General features: G+C 73.2%; 23 protein-coding genes. 9 read left to right on the forward strand and 14 right to left on the reverse strand.

What is annotated here, in order from left to right; translation table 11 throughout:
* Window positions 1-18: 18 nt before the first annotated feature.
* The 3 genes from B6R96_RS27740 to B6R96_RS27750 all read left to right on the forward strand — a co-directional run bounded on the left by B6R96_RS27740 (window position 19) and on the right by B6R96_RS27750 (window position 2,393).
* Window positions 19-1,170, forward strand: a complete 1,152-nt coding sequence (locus tag B6R96_RS27740) for an acyl-CoA dehydrogenase family protein (protein ID WP_030388736.1) — start codon at window positions 19-21, stop codon at window positions 1,168-1,170.
* 121 nt (window positions 1,171-1,291) lie between these two features.
* Window positions 1,292-1,579, forward strand: coding sequence for a YiaA/YiaB family inner membrane protein (locus B6R96_RS27745; protein ID WP_081523959.1), 288 nt, complete (start codon window positions 1,292-1,294; stop codon window positions 1,577-1,579).
* A 178-nt stretch (window positions 1,580-1,757) separates the two neighbouring features.
* Window positions 1,758-2,393, forward strand: coding sequence for a TetR/AcrR family transcriptional regulator (locus B6R96_RS27750; RefSeq protein WP_081523960.1), 636 nt, complete (start codon window positions 1,758-1,760; stop codon window positions 2,391-2,393).
* A gap of 16 nt (window positions 2,394-2,409) precedes the next feature.
* Here B6R96_RS27750 and B6R96_RS27755 read toward each other — a convergent pair whose 3' ends face one another.
* Window positions 2,410-2,871 carry a MaoC family dehydratase gene (locus B6R96_RS27755; protein ID WP_079404479.1) on the reverse strand — a complete coding sequence of 154 codons (462 nt, stop codon included), beginning with the start codon at window positions 2,869-2,871 and terminating at the stop codon, window positions 2,410-2,412.
* Between the two features lie 106 nt (window positions 2,872-2,977).
* On the opposite strand from B6R96_RS27755, the gene soxR reads away from it, so the two are divergent.
* Window positions 2,978-3,421 (forward strand): redox-sensitive transcriptional activator SoxR, encoded by a 444-nt coding sequence (gene soxR, locus B6R96_RS27760; protein ID WP_030388732.1) that lies wholly within the window; start codon window positions 2,978-2,980, stop codon window positions 3,419-3,421.
* On the opposite strand, the gene B6R96_RS27765 is transcribed toward soxR, so the two are convergent.
* From B6R96_RS27765 to B6R96_RS27780, 4 genes are all read right to left on the reverse strand, one after another.
* Window positions 3,418-4,122, reverse strand: a complete 705-nt coding sequence (locus tag B6R96_RS27765; protein WP_335755552.1) for a 3-keto-5-aminohexanoate cleavage protein — start codon at window positions 4,120-4,122, stop codon at window positions 3,418-3,420. The genes soxR and B6R96_RS27765 overlap by 4 nt on opposite strands.
* Window positions 4,123-4,196: 74 nt before the next feature.
* Window positions 4,197-4,778 carry a hypothetical protein gene (locus B6R96_RS27770; protein ID WP_030388730.1) on the reverse strand — a complete coding sequence of 194 codons (582 nt, stop codon included), beginning with the start codon at window positions 4,776-4,778 and terminating at the stop codon, window positions 4,197-4,199.
* Between the two features lie 95 nt (window positions 4,779-4,873).
* On the reverse strand, window positions 4,874-6,220 hold the full coding sequence (locus tag B6R96_RS27775) for a serine-threonine protein kinase (RefSeq protein ID WP_237291536.1): 1,347 nt from the start codon (window positions 6,218-6,220) through the stop codon (window positions 4,874-4,876).
* 119 nt (window positions 6,221-6,339) lie between these two features.
* On the reverse strand, window positions 6,340-7,617 hold the full coding sequence (locus B6R96_RS27780; RefSeq protein WP_081523961.1) for an exo-beta-N-acetylmuramidase NamZ family protein: 1,278 nt from the start codon (window positions 7,615-7,617) through the stop codon (window positions 6,340-6,342).
* Window positions 7,618-7,712: 95 nt separating this feature from the next.
* Between B6R96_RS27780 and B6R96_RS27785 the strand changes: the two genes are divergently transcribed.
* The 3 genes from B6R96_RS27785 (at window position 7,713) to B6R96_RS27795 (ending at window position 10,956) form a co-directional block, all read left to right on the forward strand.
* Entirely contained in the window at window positions 7,713-8,477 is a 765-nt protein-coding gene (locus B6R96_RS27785; RefSeq protein WP_081525293.1) for an SDR family oxidoreductase, read from the forward strand.
* Window positions 8,474-10,282: a class I adenylate-forming enzyme family protein gene (locus tag B6R96_RS27790; RefSeq protein WP_081525294.1), complete on the forward strand. Its 1,809-nt coding sequence runs from the start codon at window positions 8,474-8,476 to the stop codon at window positions 10,280-10,282. Before B6R96_RS27785 ends, B6R96_RS27790 begins: the two co-directional genes overlap by 4 nt.
* Window positions 10,283-10,350: 68 nt before the next feature.
* Entirely contained in the window at window positions 10,351-10,956 is a 606-nt protein-coding gene (locus B6R96_RS27795; protein WP_030388725.1) for a TetR/AcrR family transcriptional regulator, read from the forward strand.
* A gap of 112 nt (window positions 10,957-11,068) precedes the next feature.
* Here the strand turns inward: B6R96_RS27795 and B6R96_RS27800 are convergent, their stop codons facing one another.
* The 8 genes from B6R96_RS27800 to B6R96_RS27835 all read right to left on the reverse strand — a co-directional run bounded on the left by B6R96_RS27800 (window position 11,069) and on the right by B6R96_RS27835 (window position 17,625).
* Window positions 11,069-12,268 carry a S8 family peptidase gene (locus B6R96_RS27800; protein ID WP_053705187.1) on the reverse strand — a complete coding sequence of 400 codons (1,200 nt, stop codon included), beginning with the start codon at window positions 12,266-12,268 and terminating at the stop codon, window positions 11,069-11,071.
* Window positions 12,269-12,457: 189 nt separating this feature from the next.
* Window positions 12,458-13,690, reverse strand: coding sequence for an acyl-CoA dehydrogenase family protein (locus B6R96_RS27805; protein WP_081523962.1), 1,233 nt, complete (start codon window positions 13,688-13,690; stop codon window positions 12,458-12,460).
* A gap of 11 nt (window positions 13,691-13,701) precedes the next feature.
* The gene (locus B6R96_RS27810) at window positions 13,702-14,742 is read right to left on the reverse strand and encodes a phosphotransferase family protein (RefSeq protein ID WP_081523963.1); all 1,041 of its coding nucleotides are present in this window, start codon (window positions 14,740-14,742) and stop codon (window positions 13,702-13,704) included.
* Between the two features lie 132 nt (window positions 14,743-14,874).
* Window positions 14,875-15,786 (reverse strand): MBL fold metallo-hydrolase, encoded by a 912-nt coding sequence (locus B6R96_RS27815; protein WP_081523964.1) that lies wholly within the window; start codon window positions 15,784-15,786, stop codon window positions 14,875-14,877.
* A 179-nt stretch (window positions 15,787-15,965) separates the two neighbouring features.
* Window positions 15,966-16,262 carry a hypothetical protein gene (locus tag B6R96_RS27820; RefSeq protein ID WP_081523965.1) on the reverse strand — a complete coding sequence of 99 codons (297 nt, stop codon included), beginning with the start codon at window positions 16,260-16,262 and terminating at the stop codon, window positions 15,966-15,968.
* A 92-nt stretch (window positions 16,263-16,354) separates the two neighbouring features.
* Window positions 16,355-16,684, reverse strand: coding sequence for a DUF202 domain-containing protein (locus B6R96_RS27825; protein WP_081523966.1), 330 nt, complete (start codon window positions 16,682-16,684; stop codon window positions 16,355-16,357).
* Entirely contained in the window at window positions 16,681-17,085 is a 405-nt protein-coding gene (locus tag B6R96_RS27830) for a YidH family protein (protein WP_081523967.1), read from the reverse strand. Before B6R96_RS27830 ends, B6R96_RS27825 begins: the two co-directional genes overlap by 4 nt.
* A gap of 9 nt (window positions 17,086-17,094) precedes the next feature.
* Entirely contained in the window at window positions 17,095-17,625 is a 531-nt protein-coding gene (locus tag B6R96_RS27835; protein ID WP_221510845.1) for an NUDIX hydrolase, read from the reverse strand.
* Between the two features lie 76 nt (window positions 17,626-17,701).
* On the opposite strand from B6R96_RS27835, the gene B6R96_RS27840 reads away from it, so the two are divergent.
* Window positions 17,702-19,357, forward strand: coding sequence for an FAD-binding dehydrogenase (locus tag B6R96_RS27840; RefSeq protein ID WP_081523968.1), 1,656 nt, complete (start codon window positions 17,702-17,704; stop codon window positions 19,355-19,357).
* Between the two features lie 100 nt (window positions 19,358-19,457).
* On the opposite strand, the gene B6R96_RS27845 is transcribed toward B6R96_RS27840, so the two are convergent.
* Entirely contained in the window at window positions 19,458-19,883 is a 426-nt protein-coding gene (locus B6R96_RS27845) for an ASCH domain-containing protein (protein ID WP_081523969.1), read from the reverse strand.
* Between the two features lie 265 nt (window positions 19,884-20,148).
* On the opposite strand from B6R96_RS27845, the gene B6R96_RS27850 reads away from it, so the two are divergent.
* Window positions 20,149-21,096 carry a hypothetical protein gene (locus B6R96_RS27850; RefSeq protein WP_030388714.1) on the forward strand — a complete coding sequence of 316 codons (948 nt, stop codon included), beginning with the start codon at window positions 20,149-20,151 and terminating at the stop codon, window positions 21,094-21,096.
* Window positions 21,097-21,122 lie beyond the last annotated feature (26 nt).

Raw genomic sequence — 21,122 nt, forward strand, 5'->3', positions numbered from 1 at the left:
CCCGTCCGGAGGTGCCCGGTGAATCTGGAGCTGAGCGAGGAGCAGACCGCCGTCCGCCGGCTCGCCCGCGAGTTCACCGAGCGCGAGGTCGCCCCGTACGCCGCCGAGTGGGACCGCGCCGAGAGCGTGGACCGGGCCATCGTGAAGAAGCTGGGCGCGCTGGGCTTCCTCGGCCTGACCGTCCCCGAGGAGTACGGGGGCTCCGGCGGCGACCACCTCGCCTACGTCCTGGTCACCGAGGAGCTCGGGCGCGGCGACTCGGCCGTGCGCGGGATCGTCTCCGTCTCCCTCGGCCTGGTCGCCAAGACCATCGCCGCCTGGGGCACCGAGGACCAGAAGCGCGCCTGGCTGCCTCGCCTCTGCTCCGGCGACGCGCTCGGCTGCTTCGGACTGACCGAGCCCGGCACCGGCTCCGACGCCGGCAACCTCACCACGCGCGCCGTGCGCGAGGGGGACACGTACGTACTCGACGGCAGCAAGATGTTCATCACCAACGGCACGTGGGCCGACGTGGTGCTGCTCTTCGCCCGTACCGGCGACGAGCCGGGCCACCGCGGGGTCTCCGCCTTCCTCGTTCCCACCGACACCCCCGGCCTGACCCGCCGCGAGATCCACGGCAAACTCGGCCTGCGGGGCCAGGCCACCGCCGAACTCGTCCTCGACGGCGTCCGCGTGCCCGCCTCCACGATGCTCGGCCCCGAGGGCAAGGGCTTCTCCGTCGCCATGTCCGCCCTCGCCAAGGGCCGGATGTCGGTCGCCGCCGGCTGCGTCGGCATCGCCCAGGCGGCCCTGGACGCGGCGCTCTCGTACGCCGCCCAGCGCGAGCAGTTCGGCAAGCCGATAGCCCACCACCAGCTGGTCCAGGAGCTCATCGCGGACATCTCGGTCGACGTGGACGCGGCCCGGCTGCTCACCTGGCGGGTCGCCGACCTCATCGACCGCGGGCAGCCCTTCGCCACCGAGTCCTCCACCGCCAAGCTCTTCGCCTCCGAGGCCGCCGTGCGCGCCGCGAGCAACGCCCTCCAGGTGCACGGCGGGTACGGCTACATCGACGAGTACCCGGCGGGCAAGCTGCTGCGCGACGCCCGCGTGATGACCCTGTACGAGGGCACCAGCCAGATCCAGAAGCTGCTCATCGGCCGCGCCCGCACCGGGGTTTCGGCGTTCTGAGGCCGGTCGGCCGCCCCCATGGGCGCGCGGGGTGAGCGTGCGTGGTGAGTACGTGGGATGAGTACCCGGTATGAGTACGCGTGCGGATGTGCGCCGCGCCGGTCCGCCCGATGCTCGACCCATGAACGAGACACCGGTCAAGCAGCAGAGCACGGGGGCGTACTACGGCCAGGCCGTCGCCTCCTTCGGCATCGCCATCGGCGCCGTGTCCGTGGGGATCTACAACCTGGAGGTGGACGGCTGGGTCCGGGCCTTCCTCGGAATCGCGGTCCTCTACCTCACCACCTCGGCCTTCACCCTCGCCAAGGTGATCCGCGACCGCCAGGAGGTCACGCAGATCGTCAGCCGGGTGGATCAGGCCAGGATGGAGAAGATAATGGCCGAGTACGACCCCTTCGCACCGAAGTAGCCCGCCCGACGGGCCCGGATCCGGTCGAGCCGCGCCCCGGCCCCGCGCCCCGGCCCCGCACACCGGCCCCGCGCACCGGCCCCGCGCACCGGCCCCGCGCGCCGCGCCCGACACGGCTAAGCGCTTGCTCACCCTCCGGTAGGGTGTTGCCTTCCATACGGTGAAGGGTGAGTGAGCGATGGGCAGCGCGGAGGATACGGTCGACGGCTACAAGCCGTGGTCCGAGGTCACCCCCGACGCCGCGCGGCGACTGCTGGTCGCCGCCGTCGAAGCCTTCGCCGAGCGCGGGTACCACGCCACCACCACACGTGACATCGCGGGCCGTGCCGGTATGAGCCCGGCCGCGCTCTACATCCACTACAAGACCAAGGAAGAGCTGCTCCACCGGATCAGCCGGATCGGCCACGACAAGGCGCTGGAGATCCTGACCACCGCCGCCGACGGCCCCGGCAGCCCCGCCGACCGGCTCGACGCCGCCGTGCGGTCCTTCGTGCGCTGGCACGCCGCGCACCACACCACCGCGCGCGTGGTCCAGTACGAGCTCGACGCCCTTGCCCCGGAGCACCGCTCGGAGATCGTGGCGCTGCGCCGGCGGAGCGACGCCGCCGTGCGCAGCATCCTGGCCGACGGAGTGGCCGCGGGGGAGTTCGACGTCCCCGACCTGCCGGGCACCACGCTCGCCGTGCTGTCCCTGTGCATCGACGTGGCGCGCTGGTTCAGCGTGGCCGGGCAGCGCACGCCCGACGAGGTCGGCGGGCTCTACGCCGACCTCGTGCTCCGCATGGTGGCCGCGCGGCCGGCCCCTGCGCGGTAGTGCCGCCGGACGGGCTTCAGAAGTAGTAGCGCGACACCGACTCCGCCACGCACACCGGCTTGTCGCCGCCCTCCCGCTCGACCGTCACCGTGGCCGTGACCTGTACGCCGCCGCCCGCCTCCGCGACCTCCGTGATCACGGCGGTCGCGCGCAGCCGCGAGCCGACGGGCACCGGCGCCGGGAAGCGCACCTTGTTCGTCCCGTAGTTGAGGCCCATCCGCATGCCCTCCACCCGCATGACCTGCGGGACCAGGCTGGGCAGCAGGGACAGTGTCAGATAGCCGTGCGCGATCGTCGAACCGAAGGGTCCGCCCGCCGCGCGCTCCGGGTCCACGTGGATCCACTGGTGATCGCCGGTGGCATCCGCGAAGAGGTCGATGCGCTTCTGGTCCACCTCCAGCCATGCGCTGGGGCCGAGCGGTTCGCCGACCCCGGCGTGCAGCTCCTCGGCGGACGTGAAGACCCTCGGCTCGGCCATGCCCTGTTCCTGTCTCTCGCGGACCACTGACGGACGAATAAGCGCTTGCTCAGCATGCTGGGGCCCGCATGCGTATGTCAACGGACCTCCGACTACGCTCGACCGGGTGCCGCAGATTCCCGAGAAAATCCATGAGCTCACCGTCGGCCAGCTGTCCGCCCGTAGCGGCGCGGCCGTCTCCGCGCTCCACTTCTACGAGGCCAAGGGCCTGATCAGCAGCCGCCGCACCTCCGGCAACCAGCGCCGCTACACCCGCGACGCTCTGCGCCGCGTGGCCTTCGTGCGCGCCGCCCAGCGCGTGGGCATCCCGCTGGCCAGCATCCGGGAGGCACTCGCCCGGCTCCCCGAGGAGCGCACCCCCAACCGCGAGGACTGGGCCCGCCTCTCCGAGGCCTGGCGCGCCGAACTCGACGAGCGCATCACCCGGCTCGGCCGCCTGCGCGACCACCTGACGGACTGCATCGGCTGCGGCTGCCTGTCGATGGAGACCTGCGCGCTGTCCAATCCGGACGACGTCTTCGGCGAACGCCTCACCGGCTCGCGGCTCTAGGCCGTCTCCGCCAGCAGGTCCCGGGCCGCCGCCACCAGTTCGGCGTTCGACCGCGCCGGACGCCCGTCGGGCAGGTGCGTCACGTCCCCCGCTCCGGTACGCACGACCGTCCCGCACCGTGCGGCCAGCCGCAGCACCGGCCAGGCGGCCGCGTCCCGCCCGTAGAGCAGCACCGGGACCGGCGGCAACCCGTGCAGCCCCGCCACCAGAGCCGGATCGCCCGCCGCGAGTTCGGCCGTGAGCCGGACCCGCCCGGGCTCGCGCACCGGCCAGGCGAGGAACCGCGCGAGCGGCTCCGGCCCGGCCACACCGCCCAGCGGCACCACCGCGTCCACGGCGACACCCCGCGCGAGCAGGGCCTCCGCCAGCTCGGCGGCCCCCGGCTGCCCGAAGTCCACCGCCGCCCGGTCCGGCAGCACCGTCCACGCGGCCACCCGCTCCAGCCGCCCGGCCGGATCGGGCTCGGCCGCGACGCCCGCCGGTACCGAAAGCGCTACGCCGACCCCCGCGCGCCGCAGCACCTCCAGTACCGGCCCGACCACCCGCGGCGAGAGGCTTTCGCGCCCGCACGGGGTGCGCGGATGCACCAGCACCTCTCCGGCCCCGGCGGCGACGGCGGCCAGCGCCGACTCGGCCAGTGCTTCCGGCGACATCGGGACGACCGGGCCGTCGGCCGCGCTCCGCGAGCCGTTCAGCGACACCGATATCGCCCCCGACCCAGGCGCCGGCGCAGGTGCAGGCACGGATGCAGAGACCGATTTCGGCACCGGGGCCCTCACGCGGCTCCCGCCGTCGGGATGTCCGCCAGGGCCGGTCTGGGCACCACGATCCCGCAGCCCGCACACACCGGCCCGTCCCAGGCCAGCGCCCCCGCCCAGGGGCCGACCGGGGCCACCTCCGGCCAGTGCAGTTCGGTGTCCCCGCAGACCGGGCACGCCGTCCCCGGCTCCGACTCCAGCGCCCGCACCAGCCGGCGCAGCACCTCGCCCAGCGTCCCCTCCGGCCGCACGCCCGGGTCCGCGCACCGCACCACCGCGTCCCCGCTCCCGCCCCAGGCCCACTCCGGGCGGCGCAGGCCGTGGTGCTTCTCGCGCCGACGGCGTTCCGCGAACTGCCTTTCGTACTCCAGCCAGACCGCCCGCGCGTCCTCCAGCTCCTCCAGCGCCGCGACGAGCCGCAGGGGATCGGCCCCCCGGTCCTCGGGGGCGATCCCGTGCCGGTCGCACAGGTGCCACCATGTCGCCCGGTGCCCGTAGGGCGCGAAACGCTCCAGGCAGCGGCGCAGAGAATGGCGCCGCAAGGCCCGGTCATTGCGCGCGTCGCGCACCTGGTAGGCCAGACTCCGGAATCCCGCCATCACACCATCACCTCCGCCGATGTGCCCAACATGCCCGGTCGGAGGCGGGCGCATGCGGGGGCGGTCGAGGCGTACGGGTGGCACATGGCCAGAACTCAGCGCCCCATGCGCCCCGCAGTCACCACCACCCGGGCCAGTTCCTCGTGGCAGATATCGCTGTGCGCCCCCGACGGGGCGCCGCCGCGCCGCACCACGGAGCCCGCGTCCACACTGACGCAACCGGTCGCCGGCACCCCCTCGCGCAGAGCGGTTTCGAGGCTCAGCCGGGGCGCACCCGGGACCGCCTGGACCCCGTCGTGCCCGATGGCGCCCCACCGTTCGTCGAAACCCAGCAGTCCGGCCGAATCGCCTGCCATCCGGGAGGCCAGCGGGTAGAAGATCTTGAGGGCCGAGTCGTGCGGGGAATGGCAGGCGACCACCGGTCCGTCGACCCGGCGCTGGAGGCCGCGCAGGGTGCCGCCGCTGCTCTTGTCGTGCGGCAGCCGGTCGGCGAAGGCGTAGTGGGAGAAGGCCCCCTGGAGCAGGGTCACGGACTTCACGTACCGGGCCCGGTCCGGCACCGCGCGCAGCGAGAAGGACACCACCCGCGCGCCGAAGCTGTGCCCGATCAGGTGGAACCGCAGCGCGGGGCGGGCGGCCGCCAGCTCCGTCAGCACCGGGCCGAGTCCGCGCTCGCCGACCACGCCCGCCCGCTTCTTCATCTTGTAGTAGGCGGCCTGCCGCAGCAGCTCCTTGGCGCCGCCCCACAGGCCGCGCAGCCCGCCGCCGACGGTGAGGCCCGGACCGGCGGGCTCCGCCGGAGCCGGTGCGCCCGCCCGGACCAGGGCGGTGGCCAGGGCCCGGCACACCTCCAGCACGTCGTCGGTGAAGATCGCCGGTACGGAGGGAGCGACCGCGGCGGGAACCGCGTCCACCCCCGCCAGCTCGCGTACGAGTGCGCCGAACTCGATGAAGGCGGCGGCCGAGTCGGGCCGTTCCTCCAGCAGGTTCGCCACCCGGTCCAGCTCGGCGCCCCGCTCCGGCCAGAACTCCCCGAGCGCGCGCCGGGTGGCGGGGTCCAGGGCCGTACCGAAGCCGGGTTCCGCGAGGGCGCCGTGTGCGTCGAAGTCGGGTATCGGCTCGTCGGCGAACCGCATCGCGGGCCATACGACACCCACGTACCCCAGCCGCACCCCCGAACCCACCAGCCCCGGGAAGGGGGCGAAGAACCGGTCGTACAGCCGAGTCGCCGTGGACCGGTCGCTGTTCCAGCCGTGTGCGAAGACCAGCAGGTCCGTGGCTTCCATCCGGGCCACCGCCCCCTGAGTCGCCCGGTCCACGTCCCCGTCGGAGTCGAAGGTCAGCTCTGCGTACGGCGCGACCCCGATCCCGCTCCCGACCGCGTTCCCGACCCCGGTTCCGCTCCCGACCGCGTTCCTGCTTCCGCCACCGATGTCCGCCATGACGTCCCCCCTCCACGCCGCGCCTCCGGTGCAGTCAGCATCCTGCTGCGGCGCCCGCCCGACCAGACCCCCGACGCGGTCGGCTCACGGTCGGGCCGCGGTCGGGTCGCGGGGCAGGCTCACGGGTAGAGCAGGTACTGCCGGCGCACCGCCTCGAAGCGGGCCAGTCCCAACGCCCAGTCGCCCACCACCTCGTCCACGTCCGCCCCCGCGTCCACCAGCGTCCGTACCCGGTCCGAGCCGGTCAGCCGGTCGATCCAGTGGTCGGCGCGCCAGCCGAAGCCGTTCCACACCTGCCGCGCGGTGATCAGCAGCCCGATCCCGGCCCGTACCGGGTCGAAGGCGGCCCGGTCGTGCACGACCAGCCGGACACCGCCGCACACCTTCCCCACGTGCTTGGAGAAGGTCGGGGTGAAGTACGCCTCCCGGAACCACACCCCCGGCAGCCCCAGCGCGTTCGCCGCCTCCGCCCACCGCCGGTCGATGCCCTCCGCGCCCACCACCTCGAAGGGCGTGGTCGTTCCGCGCCCCTCGGAGAGGTTCGTCCCCTCGAACAGGCAGGTACCGGCGTACGCGAGGGCCGTGTCCGGGGTCGGCATGTTCGGGCTGGGCGGCATCCACGGCAGCCCCGTCTCCCCGAAGAACGACTCCCGCCGCCACCCGGACAGCGGCACCGTCCGCAGCCGGACCGGCTTCTCCGTCAGGAACTCGCCGTTGAAGAGCCGGGCCAGTTCGGCCGCCGTCATCCCGTGCGCGAGGGCGATCGGCTCCCGGCCGACGAAGCTCGCGTACGGCCGCTCCAGTACGGGTCCCGCGGCCCGCCGGCCGCCCACCGGATTGGGCCGGTCCAGCACCACCATCGCCTTGCCGGCGAGCGCGGCCGCGCGCATGCAGTCGTAGAGGGTCCAGATGTAGGTGTAGAAGCGGGCCCCGACGTCCTGGATGTCGAAGACGACGGTGTCGATCCCGGCCGCCGTGAAGACGTCCGCGAGCTGCTGACCGCTCCGGCCGTACGTGTCGTACACCGGCAGTCCGGTCGCCGGGTCCCGGGAGGCCCCCTCGGACCCGCCCGCCTGCGCGGTCCCGCGGAAGCCGTGCTCGGGCCCGAACACCGCGACCAGGTCGACCCGTTCGTCCGCGTGCAGTACGTCGACCAGGTGCCGGGCGTCGGCGGTGATCCCGGTGGGGTTGGTGACCACCCCGATCCTCTCCCCGGCGAGCGCGGCGTACCCGTCGGCGGCGAGCCGCTCGAAACCGGTGCGCACCCGGCCGATGGCTCCTCCGGCCCCTCCGGCCCCGCTGGTTCCCGTGGGCGCGGTGCGCACCGCCGCCCCCAGTGCGCCCGCCGATCCGATGGCTCCCGCCAGCCCCAGCACCCCGCGTCGCGACAGCGTCATCCGGCCACGCTACGAGCCCTGCCCCTTTCCTCCTGACATACCGACTGGTTAGTCTGCCCACGATCCGGCATCCGGCCGCACGAGAGGTGGACCCCGTGAGCGCGTACCAGGACCAGCGAGTCGTCGTCACCGGCGCGGGCGGCGGCATCGGCGCCGCCCTCGCGCACCGCTTCGCGGCCGAGGGCGCCACGGTGGTGGTCAACGACCTCGACCCGGCCAAGGCCGCCGCCGTCGCGGGGAGCATCGGCGCACGGGCGATCCCGGTGCCGGGCGACGCCTCGGCCGTCGTGGCCGAGGCCCGCGAGGCCCTCGGCGGGGCGGTCGACATCTACTGCGCCAACGCCGGACTCGCCTCCGGCGGCGACGCCTTCGCCGACGAGGCCGTCTGGGAGGCGGCCTGGGACACCAACGTCATGGCCCACGTCCGCGCCGCCAGGGCGCTGCTGCCGGACTGGCTGGAGCGGGGGACCGGCCGCTTCGTGTCCACCGTCTCGGCCGCAGGGCTCCTGACCATGATCGGAGCGGCCCCGTACAGTGTCACCAAGCACGGTGCGCTCGCCTTCGCCGAATGGCTCTCGCTGACCTACCGCCACCGGGGGGTCCAGGTCCACGCCATCTGTCCGCAGGGGGTGCGCACCGACATGCTGACCGCCGCGGGTTCGGCGGGCGAACTCGTTCTCGCGCCGACCGCGATCGAGCCGGAAGTGGTCGCGGACGCGCTGTTCGACGGCATGGAGAAGGGCCGATTCTTGATCCTCCCGCACCCCGAGGTCGCCGACTTCTACGCCGCGCGCGCCACCGAGCCGGATCGCTGGCTGAGCGGCATGAACCACCTCCAGCAGAAGTGGGAGACCCGGTGACCCCCTCCCGCACGTCCGGGCTACCGCAGGACTCCCCGTACGCCGCGAAGCCCTGGCTCGGGCGGCTCACCGAGGCCCAGCGGGCGCCCGTCGATCCGCCGCCCACCGTGCTGCACGCCTTCCGCGAGGCCGTTGCGCGGGCGCCCGGGCGCGCCGCGCTGGCCTACTTCGACGGCCGGATCGGCTACGCGGAGGCCGACGCGCTCTCCGACTCCGTCGCCGGTCACCTCGCGGAGCGGGGCGTCCGCCGCGGCGACCGGGTCGCCGTCGTGCTGCAGAACACCCCGCACTTCGTGCTCGCCGTCCTCGCCGCCTGGAAGGCCGGGGCCGTGGTCGTCCCGCTCAACCCCATGTACAAGTCGGGCGAGGTCGGGCACATCCTCCGCGACTCGGGGGCCGCCGCGCTCGTCTGCGACGGCGGCGCGTGGACGGCGTACGTGCGCGAGGCCGCGCGGGACAGCGCCGTGCGGACCGTGCTGACCACGTCGGACCGGGACTTCCAAACGCGCAACGACCCGCGCGTCCTCGGCCCGGAGCCCGACCGGGCCGCGGCCCCCGCCCGCCCGTTCGTACCGGCCCAGGCGGCCGCGCCGGAGACGGTGCCCGGCCGGGAGCAGCAGCTCGGACCGGACGCTACCGCCCCCGCGGCCCCCGGCCCTGCGGCCTCTGCCGGCGGCCTCGGCGCCGCCGACCTCCTCACCGTGGCCCGCCGCAGGCGGCCCGCGCCGGGCGACCCGCACCTCACCGCCGCCGACACCGCCCTGATCAGCTACACCTCCGGCACCAGCGGCACCCCCAAGGGCGCGATGAACCCGCACGGCGCGCTCACGTACAACGCCGTCCGCCAGGTCACCTCCCACCCCCTGCCCGAGGGCGCCACCTACTTCGCCCTCGCGCCCCTCTTCCACATCACCGGCATGGTCTGCGAGCTCGCCGCCTGTTTTGCCAACGCCGGCACCCTGGCCCTGGCCCACCGCTTCGATGCGGGCACCGTCCTCGACGCCTTCCTCGAACACCGCCCCGCCTACACCGTCGGCCCGGCCACCGCCTTCATGGCCCTCGCCGCCCACCCCGACGTCACCCCCGACCACTTCGCCTCGTTCCAGGTGATCTCCTCCGGCGGAGCCCCGCTCCCGCCCGCCCTCGTCGAGCGCCTGCGCACCGCCTTCGGCTTCTACCTGCGCAACGGCTACGGCCTCACCGAGTGCACTGCCCCCTGCGCCAGCGTCCCCGTGCACTTGGACGCCCCCGTCGACCCCGCCTCCGGGACCCTCTCCGTGGGCCTGCCGGGCGCCGACACCGTGGTGCGCATCCTCGACGAGCACGGAGCCGAGGTCCCCTTCGGGGAGACCGGCGAGATCGCCGTCCGCGGCCCGCAGGTGGTGCCCGGCTACTGGGGCCTGCCCGCCGACACCGCGAAGGCCTTCCCGGAGGGCGAACTGCGCACCGGCGACGTCGGATTCATGGACCCGGACGGCTGGCTCTACGTCGTCGACCGCAAGAAGGACATGATCAACGCCTCCGGCTTCAAGGTCTGGCCGCGGGAGGTCGAGGACGTGCTGTACACCCACCCCGCCGTCCGCGAGGCCGCGGTGGTCGGCGTACCGGACGCCTACCGCGGGGAGAGCGTGAAGGCGTACGTCAGCCTGCGTCCCGGCACCTCGGTGGAGCCTGCGGAGCTGTCCGCGTACTGCGCCGAGCGCATCGCCGCGTACAAATACCCGCGGCAGGTCGAGATCCTGCCTGTCCTTCCGAAGACGACCAGTGGCAAGATCCTGCGACGGGAACTGCGCGATCGCGGCTGAAAACAGTCGGACGGTCGTACAGCTGGTCCCAGTGACCAGGCAGGAATCAGGAAGGGAAGGTCAGCGCCATGGCGGCCAGGACCACGGAACCCGCAGGCACGCACGAAGCCCCGGTACCGCAGCGGCTGCTGGCCGTCGCCACCCGGCTGTTCGCCGAGCGGGGTTACGACCGCACCTCGGTCCAGGAGATCGTCGAGGCGGCCGGCGTCACGAAGGGCGCGCTCTACCACTACTTCGGGTCCAAGGACGACCTGCTGCACGAGGTGTACGCGCGGATGCTGCGGCTCCAGCAGCAGCGCCTCGACGCGGTGGCCGATTCCGACGCGCCCGTCGAGGAGCGGCTGCGCGCCGCGGCCGCCGACGTGGTCGTCACCACCATCGAGAACCTCGACGACGCGATGATCTTCTTCCGGTCGATGCACCAGCTCAGCCCGGAGAAGTTCAAGCAGGTGCGGGCGGAGCGCCGGCGCTACCACGAGCGCTTCCGGGCGTTGGTCGAGGAGGGCCAGCGTACGGGCGTGTTCTCCGACGCCACCCCCGCCGACCTGGTGGTGGACTACCACTTCGGGTCCGTCCACCACCTGTCGACCTGGTACCGGGCGGACGGCCCGCTCACGCCGCAGCAGGTCGCCGATCACCTCGCCGACCTGCTGCTGCGCGCCCTGCGCCCCTAGAGTCCCCCCGGGCCCCGGGGAACGCACGAGCCCCGGGACCCGCACGGCGGGCGGGCCCCGGGGCCTTCGAGTACGGGCCTTTGACTACGGGCCTTCGACTACGGGGCCTTGGCTACGGCGCGACCTTCAGGAGCTTGTTCGCCGTGCCCGCCGACGGGTTGGTGACCGCACCGGAGGTGGCCGCTCCCGTCAGCGCCGCAGCCGTCTGAGCCGGCGTCGACGTCGGGTGCCCGGCGAGGTAGACCGCCGCCGCGCCCACGACGTGCGGGGTGGCCATGGAGGTGCCGGAGATGGTCTTCGTCCCCGTGTCGCTGTCGTTCCAGGCGGACGTGATGTCCGAGCCCGGCGCGTACAGGTCCACCACGGAGCCGAAGTTCGAGAACGAGGACTGCTCGTCGTCGATGGTGCTGGACGCCACCGTGATGGCCTCCGGAACCCGCGACGGCGAGCCCTGACCGGCGTCGGACGACTCGTTGCCCGCCGCCACCCCGAAGGTGACGCCGGAGGCGATGGCCCGGCGCACGGCCTCGTCGAGGGCCTCGTCGGCGCCGCCGCCCAGGCTCATGTTGGCGACCGAGGGGCCCTTGTGGTTCTGGGTGACCCAGTCGATGCCGGCGACGACCTGCTCGGTGGTGCCGGAGCCGTTGTCGTCGAGCACCCGCACCGCGACGATCTTCGCCTTCTTGGCGACACCGTGCGCGGTGCCCGCGATGGTGCCGGCCACGTGGGTGCCGTGGCCGTTCCCGTCGTCGGCGCTGTCGTCGTTGTCGATGGCGTCGAAGCCGGACGTCGCGCGGCCGCCGAAGTCCTTGTGGGTGGTGCGGACTCCGGTGTCGATGACGTAGGCCGTCACGCCCTCACCGGCGGCATCGGGGTAGTCGTACTTCTTGTCGCCCGCCTGGGCGGTCTGGTCGATCCGGTCCAGACCCCACGACGGCGGGTTGGGCTGGGAGGCCTTGATGGTGAACTTCTTGTTCTGCACGACCTTGCCGACGGCCGGGTCAGCGGCCAGCCGCTTGGCCTCGGTCTCGCTCAGGCCGTCGGCCGAGAAGCCGTTGACCCCGGAGCCGTAGGAGCGCTTCAGCTCGCCGCCGTACTTGCGGGCGAGCTGTTCCTTGTTCGCGGATGCGTCGAGTATGACGACGTAGCTCCCGCTGATCGCGCCGGGCGCGCCGAGGCCGTACACGGTGCCTTCGGCCGGTGCGGCGGCCCCCGCGAAGGGGGAGGCGATCATGGTCACGGCAGCAGCCGCCGCTGCTGCCGTGCCTATGGCCGCGTACCGGAAACCGCGCGAGCGCTTGTGAGTTGCCATCTGGAGGGTTCTCCTCATGTTGACGTTGGGGGCGTCAGACCTTCTGGAGAACCCTGTTCCGATTGACAGGCGCAAATCAAGAACACCTTGGGGTTGTGGGCTTATTCAACAAGGTTTCTTAAAGGGTCCCCCGCATCGCCTTCACCCCGTACACAAGTCCGAACGAACTCCTGCACGATTCCTGCACGTTCACGCTCGACCGGCCCCGTACTGCTTCAACTCCCGCCGCGCCAAAGACCGCTGGTGCACCTCGTCCGGTCCGTCGGCCAGCCGCAGGGTCCGCGCAGCCGCCCACAACTCGGCCAGCGGGAAGTCCTGGCTGACCCCGCCCGCGCCGTGCAGCTGGACCGCGTCGTCGAGGATCTGCACCACCGCCCGCGGTGTCGCGATCTTGATGGCCTGGATCTCGGTGTGCGCGCCCCGGTTCCCCACCGTGTCCATCAGCCAGGCCGTCTTCAGCACCAGCAGCCGCAGCTGCTCCACCGTGACCCGGGCGTCGGCGATCCAGTTCTGCACGACGCCCTGGGCGGCCAGCGGCTTGCCGAAGGCGGTACGTTCCACCGCGCGCCGGCACATCAGCTCGATCGCCCGCTCCGCCATCCCGATCAGCCGCATGCAGTGGTGGATGCGGCCCGGGCCGAGCCGGGCCTGGGCGATCGCGAAGCCGGTGCCCTCCTCGCCGATCAGGTTCGCCGCCGGGACCCGGGCCCCGTCGAAGACCACCTCGGCGTGGCCGCCGTGGTCGTGGTCCTCGTACCCGTACACCGTCATGGCCCGGCGCACCTCGACCCCCGGGGTGTCGCGCGGCACCAGGATCATCGACTGCTGGCGCCGCGGATCGGCGCCTTCCGGGTCGGTCTTGCCCATCACGATGAAGATCCGGCAGTCCGGGTTCATCGCCCCCGAGATGAACCATTTCCGGCCGGTGACCACATACTCGCCACCGTCCGCCGAGCGCTCGATCCGCGTCTCGATGTTCGTGGCGTCCGAGGAGGCCACCTCGGGCTCGGTCATCGCGAAGGCGGACCGGATCTCCCCGGCCAGCAGGGGCTCCAGCCACTGCTTGCGCTGCTCCTCGTTCCCGAACTGGGCGAGCAGCTCCATGTTCCCGGTGTCCGGAGCCGCGCAGTTGGTGGCCATGGGCGCCAGGTGCGGGCTGCGCCCGGTGATCTCGGCGAGCGGCGCGTACTGGAGGTTGGTCAGCCCCGCGCCGTGCTCGGCACTGGGGAGGAAGAGGTTCCACAGGCCCTGACGGCGCGCCTCGGCCTTCAGTTCACCGAAGACGGCCGGGGTGTCCCAGGGCGAGGCCAGCCGTGCGCGCTGCTCGGCGGCGACGGGCTCCGCCGGGTAGACGTACTCCTCCATGAACGCGAGCAGCCGCTCGCGGAGTTCCTCGGTCCGGGCGTCGAATGCGAAATCCATGGGTGCGTGCCTCAGCCTTCCTGGCGGTCCTGGAGTGTGGTCAGTCCGTGCTCGATGAAGACCGGGACCAGCTCGCCGATCCGGTCGAAGCCCGCCCCGACGGTCTGCCCCAGCGTGTAGCGGTAGTGGATGCCCTCGAGGATCACGGCGAGCTTGAACCAGGCGAAGGCCGTGTACCAGGCGATGGCCCCGGTGTCCCGCCCCGAGCGGGCGGCGTAGCGCTCGACGAGCTCGGCCGGCGTCGGATGGGCCGGCGCCCCGCTCGTCGTACTGACCGGCGATCCGGTCAGGCCCAGGTCCGAGCTGTACATCACGAGCAGCCCGAGGTCGGTCAGCGGATCCCCGAGCGTGGACATCTCCCAGTCCAGCACCGCCCGGATCGTGTCGTCCGGGCCGCCGATCAGCACGTTGTCGAGCCGGAAGTCCCCGTGCACCACGGTGGGTGCGGGGGAGACCGGCAGCCTGCGGCCGAGCGCGCCGTGCAGCTCGTCGATCCCGGCGAGCTCCCGGCCCCGCGAGGCCGCGAGCTGCTTGCCCCAGCGCCGCAGCTGCCGGTCGAGGAAGCCCTCCGGCCGGCCGAAGTCGCCCAGGCCCACCGCCTGCGGTTCCACCGCGTGCAGCTCGACCAGGGTGTCCACCAGGCCCAGCACCGCCCGCCGGGTCCGCTCCGGTCCGATCGCGGCGAGCTGCTCGGCCGTCCGGTACGGCACCCCGTCCACGTACTCCATCACGTAGAACGGTGCCCCGAGCACGGAATCGTCCTCGCACAGGAGCAGCGGCTCCGGCACCGGAACGGCCGTGCCGTGCAACGCCTCGATCACCCGGTGCTCGCGCCGCATGTCGTGCGCGGTGGCCAGTACGTGGCCCAGTGGCGGCCGGCGGACCACCCAGCGGGAGGTCCCGTCGGTGATCTCGTACGTGAGATTCGACCGGCCGCCCTCGATGAGCCGGCCGCGCAGCGCCCCGGACACGAGTCCCGGCCGGGCCCGGTCGAGATGACCGCGCAATCGCTCCAGGTCCAGGCCGCGCGGGTCGGCCGGGGCTGAGGTCATGGTGCGCACCTCCGTGCGAGTCGACGAGGGGAAGAGCGAGGGTGCGTCGGAGCACCGTCGCGAGCCATCATGCCGACCAGTCGGTATGTCGTCCAGAGTGCGGGCGCAGGGAAACCCTTCCGCCCGGCCGTCTCAGGCGTGGCAGAGGATGGGCGTGCCGCCGTTCATCACCGTCATGTCCGTCAGAACGGCGAGGATGTCCAGGGGCGCCCCCTCGGGCTTCCCGGCCAGTTCCGCGTACGCCCGGTGCACGTTGGCGACCAGCCGCTCGCTCTCCCGCCAGGTCCCGAACTCGCCGAGGTCGGCCTGCTGGGCCACCTCCAGCGGGGACAGCCCCTTGGCCCGGCCCTCCCGGGCGATTTCGGCCACGTGGCGCAGGTAGCGCTCGGTGGAGTCGTAGGCCGAGGGGTCGGTCAGCGGTCCGTGGCCCGGTACGACGGTCTCCGCGTCCAGCGAGCGCAGCAGCTCCAGCGCCCGCAGCGAACCGGCCAGGGAACCCATCGCCAGGAACGGGGTGCCGCCGGCGAAGACCAGGTCGCCGGTGAACACCACCCGCTGTCCGGGCAGCCACACGATCGAGTCCCCGGTGGTGTGCGCGACGCCCGGGTGGATGACCTGCACCTCCGTCGAGCCGACGTGCAGGGTCGCCCGGTCGCTGTAGGTGAGGTCGGGCGGGACGATCTCGACGGCGCCGAAGTCCGTGGCGGGCCAGATCAGTTCCAGCTGGTGCCCGGCGGCGAGCTGCTCGGACCGGGCGTTGTCGTGGCCGAGGATCATCGCCTCGGGGGTGAAGACGCCGTTGCCGTACGTGTGGTCGCCGTGGTGGTGGGTGTTGACCACGGTGCGGGGGAGCGGCACCCCGGCCGCCACGACCGCGTCGCGCAGGGCCAGGGCCCGCCGCTCGGTGGCGGCGGTGTCGACGAGCAGGGTGCGGCCCCCGTCGGTCACGAACCCCGCGTTGTTCAGGCACCAGCCGCCGTCCGGCTGGACGTAGGCGTACACCCCCGGCGCGGGCTGGACGAGGTACGGCTCTTCGACGGACATCTGCGCTCTCCCCGGGTCGCTTTGACGAACGGTCGGCATCCTGCCAGCAGTCGCGGCGCCGGGGGAGGGCGGGTGGTCGTCAGCACGTGTCAGCGTGTGTCAGCACACGTCAGCACACGTCAGCACGTGTCGGCGTACCTCGGCGCACGCCGGCGCAGGTCGGCGCGCGCCTGGATCGGTCAGTGGTCGTCGTAGTGGCCGTCGTGCGCCGCGTGCCGGTGGCCGTCGTGGAGGTAGTCCACGTGGTCGCCGTGCCGGACCGACTCGTGCCCGCAGTCCTTGCCGTGCGCGTGCGCGTGGCCTTCGTGCGTGGTGTGCCCGCCGGGCTCGCACTCGTCCCAGTGGCCCGAGTGCTCCCGGTGCAGGTGGCCGTCGTGGGCGTAGTCGACGTGGTCGCCGTGCGAGACCGCCTGGTGGCCGCAGTCCGCGCCGTGCGTGTGCTCATGCGTGGGGTGTTCGTGGTGCAGCGTCGTCATGGCGCCGAGGTTAGTGCGGATTGCCGGGTATCGCCCGTTGTGTCGCGGTGGCGCGGCGAAGCGCGATCATCACACCGGCCCGCACCGGCGGGTCAGAGGATCACCGTCATTGCGAACACCGCCAGCGCCGCCGTGCACGCCACCGCCGCCAGCGCCGCCCGCGGCGCGAGCTGCTGCGGCCGGTGCGCCGCCAGCTCCCGGATCCGCCGGTGGGCGACCCACAGGAACGCCAGCCAGATGAGCGCGATGACCGCTGCCCCGGCCACCTCCACCGGTGAACCGGACCCGCGCAGCGCCTGCCGCAGCGCCAGCACCGCCACCACCGAGCAGGCCAGCGTCGTACGCCGCCACGCGAGCCGGGTCCGCTCGGGCTGCAGGCCGGCATCGCGGTCGCGGGCGCGATCGCGGCCCGGGGCGCTCACTGCCTCGTCGCCGTCGTCCAGCCCAGCAGGACGACCACCACCATCGCCACCGCCACCAGCCCCACGCCCAGGCTCAGCAGCACCGGGAACCGCGACAGCGGCAGGTCCTCACCCCGTCGCATCGCCCGCTCGCACCGCACCCAGTGGTTCACCGCCCGCAGCGCGCAGGCCGCACCCACCACGAGCAGGGCGAGGGCCATCCCGACCCGCACCCCCCAGCGCAGGTCCGGCAGGAACTGGTCCACGGCGAACCCGCCGCCCACCAGGGCCAGGGAGGTCCGGATCCATGCGAGGAAGGTCCGCTCGTTGGCCAGCGAGAAGCGGTAGTCGGGGGTCTCGCCCTCGTCCCTCAGCCGCGAGGGTGCGAACCAGAGGCGCACGTCCTTGACGAAGTCGATCACCCGACAAATCTACTGGCGGAACTCCGGGCGCGCGCGCAGCCGCCGGTACGCCTCCAGTCCGTCCGGCACCCAGGCCCATTCCCCGCCCGCCACCCGCCGCTCCAGCTCCTGCGGCGTGAGATAGGTGTGCCAGTCGACCTCCGAGGCCTGGGGGTCCACCGGCAGCTCGCACCGCACCTCGTGCACGTACGACCACCAGGCCCCGCCCGGACCCTCGTACAGGAACTTGAACAGCGGCGTCGGCTGCTCCAGCCCCCGTACGCCCAGCTCCTCCTCGGCCTCGCGCAGCGCGGCCCGCGCGTAGCTCTCGCCGGCGCCCACCACCCCGCCCACGAACATGTCGTAGTGCGAGGGGAAGACCAGCTTCGAGGCGGTCCGCCGGTGCACGAAGATCCGCCCCTGGGCGTCCACGGCCCGCACGAACACGCAGCGGTGGATCAGCCCCCGCGCGTACACCTCGCCCCGCGGGGCCTGCCCGACGACCCGGTCGTCCCGGTCCACCACGTCCAGTACTTCATCAGCGGCACTCACACGGGTCATCCAACCACCGCTGTTGACTGGTTACCGCTCCGTAGCCAAGGATCTGCCCCACCATCGACGGAGGACGGGTAACCGCATGACGTACGACGCAGACGTGATCGTGATCGGAGCCGGGCTCGCGGGGCTCGTGGCCACCGCCGAGCTCGTCGACGCGGGCCGCAAGGTCATCCTGCTCGACCAGGAGCCGGAGCAGTCGATCGGCGGCCAGGCGCACTGGTCCTTCGGCGGGCTGTTCTTCGTGGACTCGCCCGAGCAGCGCCGGATGCGGATCAAGGACAGTCACGCCCTGGCCCTCCAGGACTGGCTGGGCACCGCCGGATTCGACCGCGAGGAGGACGCCTGGCCGCGCCGCTGGGCCGAGGCGTACGTCGACTTCGCGGCCGGCGAGAAGCGCTCCTGGCTGCACGCCCAGGGCGTCCGCTTCTTCCCGGTGGTCGGTTGGGCGGAGCGCGGCGGCTACGACGCCAACGGTCACGGGAACTCCGTCCCCCGCTTCCACATCACCTGGGGCACCGGTCCCGGCCTGGTGGAGCCCTTCGAGCGCCGGGTCCGGGCCGGTGTGGCCCGCGGCCTGGTCCGGTTCGCGTTCCGCCACCGCGTCACAGGGCTCTCCGCCACGGCCGGCGCGGTGGACACCGTGACGGGCGAGATCCTGGAACCCTCCGACGCCGTACGCGGCACCGCCAGCAGCCGCGAGACCACCGGGACGTTCTCGCTGCGGGCCCAGGCCGTGATCGTCACCAGCGGCGGCATCGGCGGCAACCACGACCTCGTCCGCGCACAGTGGCCCGCCCGGCTCGGCACCCCGCCGCAGCGGATGCTGTCGGGGGTCCCGGCCCACGTGGACGGCCTGATGCTGGGCATCGCGGAGCGGGCGGGCGCCAGCCACATCAACAAGGACCGGATGTGGCACTACACCGAGGGCATCCAGAACTGGGACCCGATCTGGGCCCGGCACGGCATCCGCATCCTGCCCGGCCCCTCCCCGCTGTGGCTGGACGCGACGGGCAAGCGGCTGCCCGTGCCGCTCTTCCCGGGCTTCGACACCCTCGGCACCCTCGACCACATCATGAAGACCGGCCACGACCACACATGGTTCGTGCTCAACGAGCGCATCATCGGCAAGGAGTTCGCCCTCTCCGGCTCCGAGCAGAACCCGGACCTCACCGGCAAGTCGGTGCGCGACGTCTTCACCCGGGCGCGCCAGGCCGTACCGGCCCCGGTCCGGGCCTTCATGGACAACGGGGCCGACTTCGTCGTCGAGCGCGACCTGTCCGCCCTGGTCCGCGGGATGAACGCGGTCACCAAGGAGGACCTCCTCGACGAGGCCGCGGTCCGGGGCGAGATCGTGGCCCGCGACCGGGAGATCGCCAACCCCTTCACCAAGGACCTCCAGGTCACGGCCATCCACGGCGCGCGCAGGTACCTCGGCGACAAGCTGATCCGTACGGCCGCCCCGCACCGGATCCTGGACCCCAAGGCCGGGCCGCTGATCGCGGTACGGCTCTCGATCCTGACCCGCAAGTCCCTGGGCGGCCTGGAGACCGACCTCTCCTCGCGCGTCCTGACCGGCTCCGGCGAACCGCTGCCGGGCGTCTACGCGGCGGGCGAGGCGGCCGGATTCGGCGGCGGCGGGGTGCACGGCTACCGGGCCCTGGAGGGCACCTTCCTCGGCGGGTGCATCTTCTCGGGCCGGGCGGCGGGCCGCGCCGCCGCCCGCGCCATCGGCTGACCGCGCCAGCGGCTGACCGGTCAACCGCTGACCGGTCTGCGGCCGACCGGTCGGCGGGGGCCGTTCCGCCGCAGGAGCCCGTCAGACCAGCAGGAGCCCGTCAGACCAGCCGTTCGGTGACCCGGAACCGCTCCGCGATGACGAGGGTGTCGTCGTCGACCGTGAACCCCGGGTCACCGATCGCTCCGCGTACCGGTTCGCTGTGCCAGAACTCCTCGTGTGCCGTACGCCATTCGGCCACCGACGCGTACCCCTCGCCCTCTTCGAGCGCGTGCTGAAGCCCGATGTCCCCCAGCCGCAGCACCTCCACGGCGGTCACCTCCACCACCGCCACCCCGCGCTCCGCGGAATCGACCAGCAGCGACCGGGCGCCGGGCTCCGGCAGGGGCTCGTCCTCGGCCTCGTACTCCGCGAGCAGGCCGGTGGTGCTGGTCTTCGCCCCGCTCAGCACGGCCGCGACCAGCTGGTCGCGCAACGGCCCGGGAAACCCCAGCAGATAGGGGGGAAGATCGTGATAAGCAGTCATGCGGCCACCCTACGAGACGGCGCGGACACCTCCCGGAAGTGGACCGTTCACCCAACTCGCACCCCCCTCGCAGCAGTTGAAACCCGCCACGCAGTGGACTGGACCTTGACGCGGAGCTGGGCGTACCGCTTTGCTGTGCGTGATCACCGGCGCGCTCACCGTCGCGATCCCCCGAACCGCCCGGCCGAACCCCTCGCGTGCGCCTTGCGCGAGTACCGGCCACCGCCGACCCACGTCCGCCCGCGCCCTGGAGGGAAACCCGCGGATGTCCCCGCCTCCGCCGCCCCTCGGCCGCGCCCGCAAGCGGGACGCCCAGCTCTTCGACCCGGCCCTGTGCGACGCCGAACTCGTCGACGTGCGGTCCCAGTTCACCCAGGGCCGGTGGGCCCGGGCCCGTGCCCTCCTCGTCGGCACCGGTGACGACTGGGACCGCCGCGGCCACCGCGTCGTCGTCCTCGCCCAGACCCCGGCGGCCACCGCCTGGGCCCGCGAGTGGCTGCTCGCCGAACCGGAGAGCGCCGACGCCGCGACCCTGCTCGCCTGCGCCGCCGTTTTCGGAGCCCTGCGCCACAAGGGCACCCCGGCCGCGGCCGAGGAGGCCTGCCGACGGGCCGCCGCCCTGCTCCCGGCGGACCCCACCCCCTGGCTCGGACTGCTCCTCCTGTCCCGCGCCTTCGGCAGCGAGGAGGAGTTCAGCCGGCACTTCGACCAGGTCCGGGCCCGCCACCGCGAGCACCACCACGCCCATCACCTGATGGTCGCGAAGCTGGCCGAACGCGTCCTCGTCTCCGGTCAGGACCCGCTCCACGAGGTCTACGACTTCGCGGCCTGGGCCGCCGAGGAGTCCCCGGCCGACTCCCCGCTCGCCGTCCTCCCCGTCGTCGCGCACGCCGAGCGGTACCGGGTACTGGCCGCCACGCACGGCCACTCGCCCGAAGCGGCCGCCGCCCACTGGGCCGGCCGCCGCGCCCGCCAGGTGCTGCGCTCCGCCTTCGACTGGTGGTTGGAGTGGGAGCGCGACGACCACCCCCGCAACCGGGTCGACCTCAACTTCCTCGCCCACGCCAAACTCTGCGAGGGCCGCCCCGCCGAGGCCGCGGCACTCTTCCACCGCATCGGCAGCCATGCCACCCGCGCCCCCTGGTCCTACCCGGACCGGGACCCGCAGAAGGCCTTCCTCGCCGCCCGCGGCGTCGCCCTCGGCACCGCCTGACGGCGCACCGCCCGCCCGCGCACTGC

The organism is Streptomyces sp. Sge12 (assembly GCF_002080455.1).
Taxonomy (GTDB): Bacteria; Actinomycetota; Actinomycetes; order Streptomycetales; family Streptomycetaceae; genus Streptomyces.